The sequence below is a fragment of the Streptomyces sp. NPDC032745 genome (assembly GCF_055579465.1).
This window is the reverse complement of sequence record NZ_JBVING010000013.1, coordinates 178,546-191,323: the sequence shown is the minus strand read 5'-3', so window position 1 is coordinate 191,323 and position 12,778 is coordinate 178,546. Positions and strand designations below refer to the sequence as shown.

14 protein-coding genes are annotated in these 12,778 nt (G+C 72.1%); 8 read left to right on the top strand and 6 right to left on the bottom strand.

The window, feature by feature from the left end; genetic code table 11:
* Positions 1 to 126 precede the first annotated feature (126 nt).
* The 4 genes from ACZ5WG_RS29430 to ACZ5WG_RS29415 all read left to right on the top strand — a co-directional run bounded on the left by ACZ5WG_RS29430 (position 127) and on the right by ACZ5WG_RS29415 (position 4,982).
* Positions 127 to 1,878, top strand: a complete 1,752-nt coding sequence (locus tag ACZ5WG_RS29430) for an acyl-CoA dehydrogenase (protein WP_468727094.1) — start codon at positions 127 to 129, stop codon at positions 1,876 to 1,878.
* A 100-nt stretch (positions 1,879 to 1,978) separates the two neighbouring features.
* On the top strand, positions 1,979 to 2,812 hold the full coding sequence (locus ACZ5WG_RS29425) for a 4'-phosphopantetheinyl transferase family protein (protein WP_468727092.1): 834 nt from the start codon (positions 1,979 to 1,981) through the stop codon (positions 2,810 to 2,812).
* A 296-nt stretch (positions 2,813 to 3,108) separates the two neighbouring features.
* Positions 3,109 to 4,761, top strand: a complete 1,653-nt coding sequence (locus tag ACZ5WG_RS29420) for an acyl-CoA carboxylase subunit beta (RefSeq protein ID WP_468727090.1) — start codon at positions 3,109 to 3,111, stop codon at positions 4,759 to 4,761.
* Positions 4,758 to 4,982: an acyl-CoA carboxylase epsilon subunit gene (locus ACZ5WG_RS29415; protein WP_468727089.1), complete on the top strand. Its 225-nt coding sequence runs from the start codon at positions 4,758 to 4,760 to the stop codon at positions 4,980 to 4,982. The genes ACZ5WG_RS29420 and ACZ5WG_RS29415 overlap by 4 nt, the downstream gene beginning before the upstream one ends.
* Here the strand turns inward: ACZ5WG_RS29415 and ACZ5WG_RS29410 are convergent.
* Complete coding sequence (locus tag ACZ5WG_RS29410) at positions 4,954 to 5,715, bottom strand: TetR/AcrR family transcriptional regulator (RefSeq protein ID WP_468727087.1); 762 nt, start codon at positions 5,713 to 5,715, stop codon at positions 4,954 to 4,956. The two genes, ACZ5WG_RS29415 and ACZ5WG_RS29410, sit on opposite strands and share 29 nt — an antisense overlap.
* Before the next feature lie 122 nt (positions 5,716 to 5,837).
* Between ACZ5WG_RS29410 and ACZ5WG_RS29405 the strand changes: the two genes are divergently transcribed.
* Positions 5,838 to 6,914 (top strand): alpha/beta fold hydrolase, encoded by a 1,077-nt coding sequence (locus ACZ5WG_RS29405; RefSeq protein ID WP_468727086.1) that lies wholly within the window; start codon positions 5,838 to 5,840, stop codon positions 6,912 to 6,914.
* Between the two features lie 20 nt (positions 6,915 to 6,934).
* On the opposite strand, the gene ACZ5WG_RS29400 is transcribed toward ACZ5WG_RS29405, so the two are convergent.
* The 3 genes from ACZ5WG_RS29400 to ACZ5WG_RS29390 form a co-directional block, all read right to left on the bottom strand.
* Positions 6,935 to 7,642 (bottom strand): SDR family NAD(P)-dependent oxidoreductase, encoded by a 708-nt coding sequence (locus ACZ5WG_RS29400; RefSeq protein ID WP_468727085.1) that lies wholly within the window; start codon positions 7,640 to 7,642, stop codon positions 6,935 to 6,937.
* A gap of 45 nt (positions 7,643 to 7,687) precedes the next feature.
* The gene (locus ACZ5WG_RS29395; RefSeq protein WP_468727083.1) at positions 7,688 to 7,918 is read right to left on the bottom strand and encodes a response regulator transcription factor; all 231 of its coding nucleotides are present in this window, start codon (positions 7,916 to 7,918) and stop codon (positions 7,688 to 7,690) included.
* A gap of 201 nt (positions 7,919 to 8,119) precedes the next feature.
* Positions 8,120 to 8,740 (bottom strand): TetR/AcrR family transcriptional regulator, encoded by a 621-nt coding sequence (locus ACZ5WG_RS29390; RefSeq protein WP_468727201.1) that lies wholly within the window; start codon positions 8,738 to 8,740, stop codon positions 8,120 to 8,122.
* Positions 8,741 to 8,853: 113 nt separating this feature from the next.
* On the opposite strand from ACZ5WG_RS29390, the gene ACZ5WG_RS29385 reads away from it, so the two are divergent.
* From ACZ5WG_RS29385 to ACZ5WG_RS29375, 3 genes are all read left to right on the top strand, one after another.
* Complete coding sequence (locus ACZ5WG_RS29385; RefSeq protein WP_468727082.1) at positions 8,854 to 9,456, top strand: dihydrofolate reductase family protein; 603 nt, start codon at positions 8,854 to 8,856, stop codon at positions 9,454 to 9,456.
* 65 nt (positions 9,457 to 9,521) lie between these two features.
* Positions 9,522 to 10,298: a VOC family protein gene (locus ACZ5WG_RS29380; protein WP_468727080.1), complete on the top strand. Its 777-nt coding sequence runs from the start codon at positions 9,522 to 9,524 to the stop codon at positions 10,296 to 10,298.
* Positions 10,299 to 10,431: 133 nt separating this feature from the next.
* Positions 10,432 to 10,893 (top strand): nuclear transport factor 2 family protein, encoded by a 462-nt coding sequence (locus ACZ5WG_RS29375; protein ID WP_468727078.1) that lies wholly within the window; start codon positions 10,432 to 10,434, stop codon positions 10,891 to 10,893.
* A 91-nt stretch (positions 10,894 to 10,984) separates the two neighbouring features.
* On the opposite strand, the gene ACZ5WG_RS29370 is transcribed toward ACZ5WG_RS29375, so the two are convergent.
* Both ACZ5WG_RS29370 and argB read right to left on the bottom strand, forming a co-directional pair.
* Positions 10,985 to 11,515, bottom strand: coding sequence for a hypothetical protein (locus tag ACZ5WG_RS29370; RefSeq protein ID WP_468727077.1), 531 nt, complete (start codon positions 11,513 to 11,515; stop codon positions 10,985 to 10,987).
* Positions 11,516 to 11,642: 127 nt separating this feature from the next.
* On the bottom strand, positions 11,643 to 12,551 hold the full coding sequence (gene argB, locus ACZ5WG_RS29365; protein ID WP_468727075.1) for an acetylglutamate kinase: 909 nt from the start codon (positions 12,549 to 12,551) through the stop codon (positions 11,643 to 11,645).
* Between the last annotated feature and the right edge of the window lie 227 nt (positions 12,552 to 12,778).

The following is a 12,778-nucleotide window of genomic DNA, read 5'->3' as shown; positions in this document are numbered from 1 at the left end:
CACCGAACGACGCGGAAACGCACCCCCGCTCCCCCGAGGCTGCTCAGACACCCGTGCACACGGACGGACCAGCCCCGGACCACCAGCAACGGCGAGTCCCGCGACGAAGGAGCTGATCCCGCGACCATGGCCACCACCGAGATCCACGCGGACCCCGCCACCAGACATGCCGAGCCCATCGCCCCGCTGCGCCGCGCGGCCCGGCTCGAGGCACAGCTCGGCGACCCGTACGACCCTGCCAACCCGCACGGTCTGGGCGCCCTCTTCGCCGCCGACGAGCGGCGCGAACCGCCCGAGGCCACCGAGCAGCTGCTCACCGAGGCCGGCCTCGGAGCCGAGTTCGTGCCCGCCGAGTACGGCGGCCGGCTCACCCGCGCCGACCACCTGGCCAAGGTGCTGCGCCCGGTCTTCCGCCGGGACCTCGCCCTCGGCTTCGGTTTCGGCATCACCTCGCTCTTCGCCACCTCCGCCGTCTGGGCGGCAGGCACCGAGACCCAGCGCAGGTTCACCGCCGACATGCTGCTCGGCGGCGGCCGCGCCTCGATCGTCCACCACGAGATGGCGCACGCGAACGACATCCTGCGCGACGAGTTCACCGCCGGCGCCGCACCGGGCGGCGGCTACGAGCTCAACGGCCGCAAGGACGTCATCATCAACGCCGCCCGCGCCCAGGCGTACGTCGTCTACGCGCGCACCGACCCGGCCCGCACTCCGTACAGCCACTCCGTGCTGCTCGTGGACCCGGCCGAACTCCGCGGCATCAACCACCTGCCCCGCGTCCCCACCACCGGCATGCGCGGCAACCTGTTCTCCGGGCTGGAGTTCACCGACTGCGCCGTCCCCGGCGATGCGCTCGTCGGCCGCCCCGGCGAAGGAGTGGCCCTCGCCCTGCGCACGTACCAGGTCAACCGCTGCGTCATCGCCTCGACCGCCGTCGCGGCCGTCGACACCGTCCTGCACTCCGCCGTACGGGCCGCGACCACCGGCCGCAGCCGTCCCCTGGCCCGCCGCTGGCACAAGCCGCTCGCCGGGGTCTTCGCCGACATGCTCGCCTGCGACAGCATGGCCACCGTCGCCCTGCGGGCCCTGAGCCTGCTGCCCGAGCGCACCCATGTGCTCGCCGCCGCCGTCAAGTACGTGGTCCCCGACCTGCTGCGGGAGGACCTCGAGGAACTCGCCACCGTCCTCGGCTCCCGCGGCTACCAGCGCGGCACCCCCGCGTACGGCGCCCTCGACAAGCTCGGCCGCGATCTGCCCGTGGCCGGTCTCGGGCACGCGGGCACCGCCGCCTGCCAGGCCGTGATCGTCCCCCAGCTGCGCACCCTCGCCGAACGGGCGTGGTTCCGCGAGGAGGAGCCGCCGCCCGAGCTGTTCCGCACCGGGGCCGCCCTGCCCGCCCTCGACTACCGGCTCCTCGGCATCGCCGACGGCGGCGACTTCCTCGCCGCCTCGCTGGTCGAGTCCGCCGCGCGGCTGGCCGGGGTACGCGGGGTCGGGGGCCAGCTGGCCGTCCTCGCCGACCTCGCCGAGGGGTTCGTCACCGAACTGCGCGCCCTGCGCGAACGCTGCCGGGCCATCCCCGCCCACGGCACCGCCGCCGCCCTGTCCGACCCCGCCCTGTGCGTGCTCAGCGACCGCTACGCCCTGGTCCTCGCGGCCGCCTCGGTCCTCGGCACCTGGGAGGGCCAGGACGGCAGCGATCCTTTCCTGGCCTCCCCGGCCTGGGCGGTACTCGCGCTCTCCCGGATCGGCGGCCGGCTCGGCATCCCGGTGCCCGATCTGCCCGACGGCTGCCTCGAGCAGGTGCTGGAGGAGCTGATGCGCCGCTACCGCTCGGGCCGCAGCTGCGACCTCGACGCGACGGAACTCGCGCAGTGACCCAGCCGCCCCGCCTCGGCACGGCAGCCCGGCATCCCGTGTTTCCCGTCCGGTACATCCAGGACACCCAGCACATCCAGCACCAGGGAAGGACAGCCCGATGACGGACGACGCACAGCGCATCACCACTCCGGTCCACGTCACCGGGCCGGCCGGTCCCTGGCAGGAGGTGGGGGACGGCATGGCCCTGCGCGGGAACGCCTCGGTGTTCACCACCTGGGGCGAGTGGCTCCCCGCGGCGCTCGCGGAACCCGCGCTGCGCCCGCTGCTCGGCCGGGACTGGCTGCGCTACCGGCAGACCGTCGACCCGACGATCCGGTACCGCTTCGTCGCCTCCCGGCTGGCGGTCAAGTACACGGCGGCGGCCGCGCTCGGCGTCGACCCCGCCGACCTGGACCTCGCGTACAAGATCGGCGGCCGCCCGTACCTGCGCGGCTTCGACCAGATCGACGTCAGCCTGACCCACACCGACGACCTGATCGCCGTCGGCATCAGCCGCATCGGCAGGATCGGCATCGACACCGAACCCGTCGACCGCAGGCTCTCCTTGAGCCTCCTGCAGGACCAGGTGCTCACCGCCGGGGAGCAGGCCGAACTCGCGGCGCTGCCCGAGGCGGAGCAGTCCGCGGCGATGCTGCGGCTGTGGACCCTGAAGGAGGCCTACACCAAGGCGCTCGGCCAGGGACTGCGGCTGGGCTTCTCGGAGTTCGGCTTCGCGACCGGCAGCGGGGGCGACGCGGGCCTGCTCGCCCCGGACGGCACCCCCGCGGCCCGCGGTGAGTGGGCGTTCGGCACGTACCCGGTACTCGACCGCTACCTGGTCAGCGTCGCCTGCCACGACACCGGCCTGGGCGCCTCGCGCGACACCGCCGTCGCCACGATGCTCGACGAGGGCTTCCTGACGACGGTGGCAGGTCTCCTCGAGCGGGCCTGACCGGCAGCGGCACCACCGCTGCCACACCACCGCTGTAGGCGGGTCCGAGTTCTCCGGAGGAGAGTCGGTCCTGCGGCCGGCCACCGGTCAACCCCCCGGCCGGGAGCATGCCGCTCCTCTTGCCCCGCTGCCCGAACACCCACGCCCGGGCAGCGGGGCACAGGCATGTCCGGCCCCCGCCCCGCCTGCGGCGCGGGCGGCCCCGTACGGAACTCGAGCCGGGCTGTAGCACCGCGGTCGATGCTGGACGACGAGACACCGGCCGGACCCGGTGCCTCTGCGTCGAAAGGGCCCGTATGAGCATCGTCGAGGAAAGACCACTGGAGAGCGTGCTCGCACCGGACGACGGGCTCACTCCTTCGCCTTCCGCCCGTCACCAGGAGGACGGCGTCCGCTTCGCGTCCCTGCGCGAGCGCACGGCGGAACTGCACGCCGTACGCGCGCTGGCCGAGGCCGGCCCCGGCGAACGAGCCACCGCCGCCCAGCACGCCAAGGGCAAGCTGACCGCCCGCGAACGCATCGGGCTCCTGTTCGACGAAGGTACGTTCAACGAGGTCGAGCAGCTCCGCCGGCACCGCGCCACCGGCTTCGGCCTGGAGGACAAGAAGCCCTACACGGACGGAGTCGTCACCGGCTGGGGCAAGGTCCACGGCCGTACGGTCTTCGCGTACGCCCACGACTTCCGCATCTTCGGCGGCGCGCTGGGCGAGGCCCACGCCGAGAAGATCCACAAGCTGATGGACCTGGCCGAGGGGGTCGGGGCCCCCGTCGTGGGCCTGTGCGACGGCGCCGGCGCCCGTATCCAGGAAGGCGTCACCGCGCTCGCCGGGTACGGCGGCATCTTCCAGCGCAACGTCCGCAACTCCGGGGTCATCCCGCAGATCTCCGTCATCCTCGGCCCCTGCGCGGGCGGCGCCGCGTACTCGCCCGCGCTCACGGACTTCGTCTTCATGGTGCGCGGCACCTCGCAGATGTTCATCACCGGCTCCGACGTCGTCCAGGCGGTCACCGGTGAATCCGTCACGATGGAGGACCTCGGCGGCGCCGACCGTCACGTCGGATCCTCGGGCGTGGCCGCGTTCGCGTACGACGACGAGCAGAGCTGCCTCGAGGACGTACGCCACCTGCTGTCGCTGCTGCCCTCCAACAACCGCGAACCCGCCCCCGCAGGCGACCTCGAGGACCCGGTGGACCGGCGCTGCGAGCGCCTGTTCGACCTGGTCCCGGGCAAGCCCACGCAGAGCTACGACATCCGTGACGTCATCGAGGAGATCGCCGACCACGGGGACTACTTCGAGGTCCACACCCAGTGGGCCCGGAACGTCGTCTGCGCGCTGACCCGCCTCGGCGGCCAGGTCGTCGGCATCGTCGCCAACCAGCCGGCCCACCTCGCGGGCGTCCTGGACATCCACGCGTCCGAGAAGGCGGCCCGCTTCGTCCAGTTCTGCGACTCGTTCAGCATTCCGCTGGTCACCCTGATCGACGTACCCGGCTTCCTGCCCGGCGTCGATCAGGAGCACAACGGCATCATCCGGCACGGCGCGAAGCTCCTGTACGCGTACTGCAACGCCACCGTGCCGCGCATCAGCCTCATCCTGCGCAAGGCCTACGGCGGTGCCTACATCGTCATGGACTCCCGCTCCATCGGCGCGGACGTCGCCCTGGCCTGGCCCTCGAACGAGATCGCCGTCATGGGCGCGGAAGGCGCGGCCAGCGTCATCTTCCGCCGCGAGATCAACGCCTCCGACGACCCCGAGGCGACCCGCGCGCAGAAGATCAAGGAGTACCAGGCCGAGCTGATGCACCCGTACTACGCGGCCGAACGCGGCCTCGTCGACGACGTCATCGACCCGGCCGAGACCCGTACGCGTCTCATCTCCACCCTCGACATGCTGCGCACCAAGCACGCCCAGCTGCCGAGCCGCAAGCACGGGAACGTTCCGCTGTGACCGCCGACGACAGGACCGCCCTGGCACTGGCGGCGATGCGCATCACCAAGGGCAACCCGACGGCGGAGGACGTCGCGGCTCTGGCCGTGCTCCTCGCCTCCCGGCTCCGGCACGAGGCGCAGGCCCCGCAGGCGCAGCCCCCGCAGGCTCAGGCCCAGGTGGAGAAGCTGCCCCTGCGCCCCCGGCCGTCCTTCATCGCGCCGGGCGCCTGGGCCTCGTAGGTTCTTCCCCACCGCCCCCGATCAGCGTGGCGACACCGTCCAGGATCCGCTCGAGCCCGAACTCGAGCGGATCTTCGCCGTGCGGGGTGAAGGCCCCGCCGGCGATGGCCGCGGTCAGTGCCGGGAACCGGTCGCCGTGCCGTTTCCACACGTCCGCCGTGAGCCGGTTCCACTCCTGACGGCCTTCCTCGTCGTCGTCGACGAGCTGCTGCGCCAGGCTGCGGACGTGCCCGATGACGAGCAGGAAGGCCGCGTGCTGCTGCGCGTACGGGAGCCCCGTCCCTGACAGCGCGGTCAAGGCGGAGTCGAGCCAGGCCAGCTGACGGGGCCCCATGAGCTGCCGGCGCATTCCGGTGGCGACCACCATCCACGGCCGGCGCCGGTACTCCTCCCAGCACGCACGCGCCCACGCGTCCAGCTGCGGACGCCAGCCCCCCGGCACGTCGGTGACGTCGGGAGCCGGTCCGAAGGCGGCGTCGACCATCAGGTCGAGCAGTTCGGCCTTGCCGGGGACGTAGCGGTACAGCGCCATGGTGGTCACGCCCAGGCGCGCGGCGACGCTCTGCATGGACAGCGCGTCCAGCCCTTCCGTATCGGCGATGGCGAGTGCGCTGTCCACGATGCGCTCGACGCTCAGCGAGGGCTTCGGGCCGCGCTTGGGCTGCCCCTGCTCGCCCCACAGGAGCGCCAGGCTGACCGCCGGATCCCGCTTATCGTCCCTGCTCCTGGCCATGCGGCCCCGCTCCTCGCATCGCTGCGTACCGGACCTGTTGACGGCACGCCCTGGAACTGTATATAACATAAACGAAATCGCTTACCGCGTACACAGTTCTCTCGCAGTCCAGAGGAGTCGCCATGCTCGCCGCTGTCCTCACCGCCTCCGCCGTCCTCCTCGCGACGCCCGTCGCCGGCCTGCTGGGCCACCGCGCCGTGCGCCGCGCCGGCAACGCCCGGCTCCTGTGCATCGACAGCCCGCGCGGCATCGACGAACAGCGCTTCGTCCGGATCGGCGGCATCGAGCAGTGGATCTCGATCCGCGGCGAGGACACGGCCAACCCGGTGGTGGTCGAGATCCACGGCGGACCCGGTGCCTCCCACTCGATCTTCGCCGCGCGCACCCGGTCCTGGGAGGAACACTTCACGGTCGTGCGCTGGGACATGCGCGGCGCGGGCAAGACCTTCGGCCGCTCCGGCCCCGGAGGCCAGGGCGAGATGAGCTTCGCCCGGCTGTACGAGGACGCCCTCGAGGTCACCCGGTACGCCCGCGAGCGGCTCGGCGCGGACCGGGTCGTCCTGGTCGGGAGCTCGCTCGGCAGCGTCTTCGGCCTGCGCCTGGCCCGCAGTCACCCCGAGCTGTACTGCGCCTACGTCGGCACCGACCAGAACATCCTGGACGCCGGCCGCGACACCTCCGTCCACGAGGCGCTCCTGGCCCGGCTGCGCGCCGCCGGCAAGGACAAGGACGCCGCCGCGGTGGCGGAGATGGGCAGCGACCCGCACCGCCTGACCGCCGACCAGCGGGCCACGTACGACAAGCTGACCGTGGCCTCCGACCCCCTGACGCTCGACACCCTCAAGAGGGTCGTGCTGGGGTCGCTGTGGTTCTCGCCGCTGCACTCGCTGCGCGAGCTGGGTCGGTACTTCGCGGGCATGAAGTTCTCCGCGCAGCTCACCCCCACGCTGGCAGCGTTCGACGACCGGTCCGACGGCACCCGCTTCGAGCTGCCGTTCTTCATCTTCCAGGGCGACCGGGACGTCATCACCCCGGCCGGGCGCGCCCGGGCGTTCTTCGACGAGGTCGAGGCCCCGGTCAAGGAGTTCGCGCTGATCGAGGAGGCGAGCCACTTCGCGTCGTTCCGCCACCCGGACCGGTTCCTGCACCTGATGCTGACCCGGGTCCGGCCGGTGGCGGCCGAGGCCGCGCGGGCCTGAGCCGCCACCCGCCGGGCGGCTTACCAGGGCAGCGGACGGCCGTCGCGGAAGAAGCCACCGGTGGGCCCGGAGTCCGGGATGGTGGCGGCCCATACGATCCCCGCCGCCCCCTCCCGTACGGGACGGCCGCCCGGGCCGCCCATGTCGGTCGCGACCCAGCCGGGACAGACGGAGTTGACCAGGATCCCGTCGCCGCGCAGCTCGGCCGAGAGCATGCGGGTGAGGGCGTTCAGGGCGGCCTTGGAGGCGGTGTAGGCAGGGGTCCCGCCGCCCATGCTCGCCAAGGACGCGGCTTCGCTGCTGACATTGACGATCCGCCCGTGCCGGCCGGCCCGCAGCAGCGGGAGGAAGGCCTGCGTGGTGCGCCAGGGGCCGTAGAGGTTGGTGTCGGCGGCCTCGGCGACCACGTCGAGGTCGGCCGTGGCGGCGCGCTGCCAGGTGTCGTACGCGATGGCCGCATTGTTGACCAGAACGTCGAGCCGCCCGAAGCGTTCACCGGTCTCGCGCGCGGCCCGCCCGGCACTCGCCCGGTCCCGCACGTCGAGGGCCATCGGGTGGACGTCCCCTCCCTCGGCGCGGAGCTCCGCCGCAGCCTCTGCGGCAGCGGGCAGGGAACGAGCGGTCAGCAGGACGGTGTGCCCCAGCGCGCCGAGCTGCCGGCACACTTCCCGTCCGATACCCCTGTTGCCGCCGGTGACCAAAGAGACCGTGCGCTCGCCACCCGTCATGCCGCTCCCGTTTCTGTTCAGCCGCTCCCGTCTTCGTTCAGGAGGTCACAGACCCATGGAGATGGCCAGTCGGGTGAGCTCGGCGGTGCTGTTGATGCCCAGCTTGGCGCGGATGCGGCGGAGGTAGGCGTCGACGGTGTGCTTGGAGAGTCCCATGTGGCGGGCCGTCTGCAGGTAGGTGCGGCCGGCGGCGATGTGGCCCAGTGCCTCCTGCTCGCGGGGGGCGAGGGCGAGGGCGGTGGTCTCGGTCTGCGGGGTGGTGAGGGTGAGGCTCATGGGATTTCCCTCCGACGGATCGGATCGGTCATCTCTGCTCGCGCCCTCGGAAGCAGTTGGACATGTACCTGAATGTCCGGTTTGTTCTGTTTAAGATCCTGCGCCCGTACCTTCACGACGGTGTCCGCCGACTGTCACAGGCGTGTGACAGGGAACGCCCGCAGCGCGGCGCAGGCTCCGGTCCGCGGAGAAGTTGCGAGGTCAGGACGGTGGGGTGGTGCCCAGGGCGGCGCCGAGCATGGCGCGGAGGAGGTCGGTCTCCGGGAGCAGCGTGGCCTCGATCAGGTCGTCGGTGCAGCCGGCCAGGGTGAGCTCCTGGATGCGCCGGAAGAGCAGCCGGTCCGCTGCGGCGATCAGGGCGGCGGCGGCCCGGGGCGCGATGGCCGGGGCGTGGTCCGGGGCTGCGGCCGTCAGGGCGGCGGCGAGCGCCGCCTCCCGCTGGTCGTGCAATTCGCGCAGCCGGGCGGTGAGCGTGGGGCTGTCGGCGACCATGCGGGCGAAGGCGGGGCCGGTGAAGCCGACGACGGGGTTGTGCTCCAGCAGGGCGGTGCGGAACGTCCGTCCCAGGGCGGTGAGCGGCTCTTCGCCGGGCCCGCGTTCGGCGACGGTCCGGGCCAGGCCCTCGGTGAACGCCTCGTGGTGGTCGAGGGCCAGGTCTTCCTTACGGGCGAAGTAGTTGGTCACCGTCTTCTTGGCCACGCGTGCGGCCGCGGCGATCTCGGCGATGGTGGTCTGCTCGAAGCCCTGCTCGATGAAGAGCCTGGTCGCGCAGTCGGAGATCAGCTGCCTGGTCTCCTGCTTCTTGGACTCACGGAGCCCCATCTCGGTAGCCATGGGGAAATCTTACATCCATCGCAAAATTATGCTTGACCGATCGAAGTGGCCCAGCATAAAGTTACGTTCATCGCAAAATTATCCCGAGTGAACGGAACCGGATGCGCAAGCTCACCTACTTCGTCGGCGCCAGCATCGACGGCTTCATCGCCGCCCCCGACGGCAGCTTCGACTTCCTCATGGCGCACCTCACCGAGGACTACGTCCCGCACTTGGCCGCCGAGTACGCGGACGCCCTCCCGACCGCGGGCCGTGCGGCCTTCGGTGTCGCGGACGCGCCCAACACCCGCTTCGACACCGTGCTCATGGGCCGCGCCACCTACGCCCCGGGCCTGCCCGCCGGCCTCAGCAACCCGTACGCCCACCTGCGGCAGATCGTGCTCTCCCGCTCGTTCACCACCAGCCCGGACCCGGCCGTCGAGGTGACCGCCGAGGACCCGGTCGCCCTGGTCCGCAAGCTCAAGCAGGAGGACGGGCTCGGGATCTGGCTCTGCGGCGGCGCCGACCTGGCCGGCCAGCTGCTCCCCGAGATCGACGAGCTGATCGTCAAGCAGTACCCGGTCGTGGCCGGCGCCGGCATCCCGCTCTTCCGCGCCGACTTCTCGCCGCACACCTTCCGCCTCACGGACAGCCACGTGTTCGAGAGCAGCGGCAACCTCATCCTCACCTACACGAAGGCCGCCGACGAGAGCAGCGCCAGCTGAGCACCCGTACACGCGATGCAGCACCCGGACCCGGCGCGGCCAACCTGGCAGGAGACACCTTGAACGTGACCGCCTCCACCCTGTCCCTCACCGTCGCCGACGTGGCCGCCTCCCGCGACTTCTTCTGCACGCACCTCGGCTATGCGGTCGCCATAGCCGCCGACGGCTTCGCGTCCCTGACCCGCGGCGACGACGCCGCCGACATCGTGCTACTGCGCCGCGGCAGCGAAGTGCTGCCGCCCGAGCAGCGTGACCGGCAGGCCACGGGCCTGATCTTCGCGCTGACCGTCACCGGCATCGAAGCCGAGGAGCGGCGCCTGCGCGAGGCCGGAGCCCCGGTCACCATGCCGCTGCGCGAAGAACCCTGGGGCGAGCGGCTGTTCCAGCTGACCGACCCGAACGGAATCGTCGTCCAGCTCGTCGAATGGGCCATACCCGGCGAGCCCGCACAGACCGAGGAGGACCCCGCCATGCTCGTGATCACCCCCACCGCCGAGAACGTCATCGAGTCCCCGAACGCACGCATGACCGGCCTGGCCGCTCCCAGCCGCGGGAGTACGGAACTCAGTACCTGGACCGTCGCGATGGAGGCGGGCCGGAGCGGCCCCGAGCACTCCGTCAGCCGCGAACAGGTCTGGACGGTGACCTCGGGCGTCCTCGAGGTCACCTGTGAGGGCCGCACCGAGAAGGTCGCCGCCGGCCGGACCCTCGTCCTCCCGCCGGAAGTGCTCCGCCGGGTCCACGCCCCGCAGGCGGCCGAGGCCCACGTCGCCATGCGCGCGGACGGCGTGGTCTCCGTGCCCGGCACCGAGGGCACCCGCGTGCTGCCGTGGGCCCGGTGACGGCCCTACGCCGGACCGGCCCCTCGTCGCACATCCGCCGCCGGCGCGAGTGCTTGAGGAGTATTTGAAGGATGCTCGATCCGAGCCTCAAAGACTGTCCGTACCGAGTGCGGATTCCCTGGAGGCTTGGATCATGACGGTCGAGATGCTGTCCACTGCCGAACGTACGCTCCAGGGCCATGAGTTCGCCGCCCTGTACGCGGAGGCGCAGCAGTTCTACGCACTGCAGATGCAGATCCTGGACGCGCACGACACCGAGCGCTGGGCGGGCACCTTCACCGAGGACGCCGTCTTCGAACTGCCTTCCCTGCCCGAGCCGGTGCCTGCCCGCGCCGGGCTCGCCCGCTACGAGCGCGTCGGCGCGGCCGCGCAGCGGCGGGCCGGCAGCCCCCTCAGCCACTGGGTCGGCATGCTCGACGTACAGCCCCGGGCGGACGGGTCGCTGCACACCCGCTGCTCGGCCCTGGTGTGCGCCACGCCGGCCGGAGGCAGCTCCAAGGTCCTGTACGTGTGCGTCATGGAGGACGTCCTGGTCCGCAGCCGCGGCGGATGGCGCATCGCGCACCGCCGGGTGATCCGCGACGACCTGGCCTGAGCCGCTGTCGTGACACGGAGTCGAGGCCACCGCCGAACCGGCGGTGGCCTCGCCGTGCTGCTGCGCGGCCGGCGACGGTCCCGCCCGGAGCTCAGGACAGGCTGGTGAACGCGGCGAAGACGTCGTCGAGTTCGTGCGTGTGCACGGTGAGCGACTCGGAGGTGATCGCTGCGGCGTCGAGGACCGCGAGCACGGCCCGCAGGGTCTCGATGCCGGCGTCGGCGGGGATTTCGAGGGTGAGCGTCGCGGGGTCGCTCCACGCGCCGCCGAGGCCCGGCCCCGATCCGGCGCCGAAGGCGGCGCCGGCACGTTCGAGCGCGATCGCATCGGCGAACCGCAGGCGGACGAGACCGTCGGGCGGACCGTTCCGGGGCGGGCCGCTGGGGGGCGGGACCGCCGTGAGCCCGGGCACGCCGCAGGAGGGCTCACGGCCGTTCTCGTGCAGTGCGTCGGCTTCGGCCAGGGCGCTCCGCAGCATCAGCCGGGCCTCCGGCGAGAGGGAGACGGCGAGACGGCGGGCGAGCCCGCGGGCCGCGTCCCCGTCCGTTTCGGCCGCGACGGCCAGCTCGTCGCCGAGGGCAGCCAGCTGCGGCGCGAGAGGAGCCCAAGGTGTGCGTGTCACGGGCACTGTCCTCGCCTTCGCTCGAGTTTCGTCGTTCGGGTGCCGGCGAGCCGGGACCGGCCGTAGCGCAGGAATGCCGGGCCGATGGCTCGCCGACACCGTTGCCGTTGCCGTTGCCGCTGATCGCTCACCGCAGGATCTCCGCCTCGTCCGGGTCCGGCACGATCACCGTGCCGACCCCGTCGTCGGTGAACATCTGGAGGAGAACCGAGTGCGGGACCCGTCCGTCGATCACCCGGGCCGCGCCCACGCCGCCCCGCACGGCCTGCAGGCAACCGGTCATCTTGGGCACCATGCCGTCGCTCAGCTCCGGCAGGAGCTTCTCCAGCTCGCAGGCCGTGAGCCGCGGGATGACCTCGTCACTGTGCGGCCAGCCCGCGTACAGACCCGCGACGTCCGTCATCATGACGAGCGCCTCGGCGCCGAGCGCGGTCGCGAGCGCTGCCGCCGCGGTGTCGGCGTTGACGTTGTAGACCAGGCCGTCCTCGGCGCTGCGGGCGAGCGGCGAGACCACCGGGATCCGGCCGTCCGCCAGCAGGCTGTCCAGGGCGCCGGTGTCCACGCGGGTGATGTCGCCGACCCTGCCGACGTCCACCGGCTCCCCGTCGATCCACGGCACGTGCCGCACCGCGGTGATGGTGTCCGCGTCCTCGCCGGTCATGCCGACGGCGAGCGGGCCGAAGCGGTTGATCAGCCCGACCAGTTCGCGCTGCACCTGGCCGGCGAGGACCATCCGTACCACGTCCATCGCGGCCGGCGAGGTGACGCGGAGCCCGGCTCTGAACTCGCGCTCCAGGCCCCGCCGCGCGAGCTCGGCATCGATCTGGGGGCCTCCTCCGTGCACCACCACGGGCCGCAGCCCGGCGTAGCGCAGGAAGACGATGTCGCGGGCGAAGGCGGCCGTGAGGTCCTCGTTGACCATGGCGTGTCCGCCCAGCTTGATGACGACCGTCCGGCCCTGGTGGCGGGCCAGCCACGGCAGGGCGTCGCCGATCGACTGGGCCTTGGCCATGGCCGGGTGCATGCTGGCGGTCATAGGCACGACTCCTTCTGTGGAAGACCCCGGCGACGGGCCGGGCCCGATGGCCGGTGGACGTGCGCTCGAGAACGGCACGAAGACACTTGGCTGCGCTGCGGGCTTTTGGGAAAGTGAATACATTTCGGCCCGAGCTGCGCTTGTGCCGCAATCATCGCGCGCGGACGCGGGCCAACGGAAGCCGATTCCGGTCGACTCGCTCGAAAAGGCGACCGATTCTGCCACAT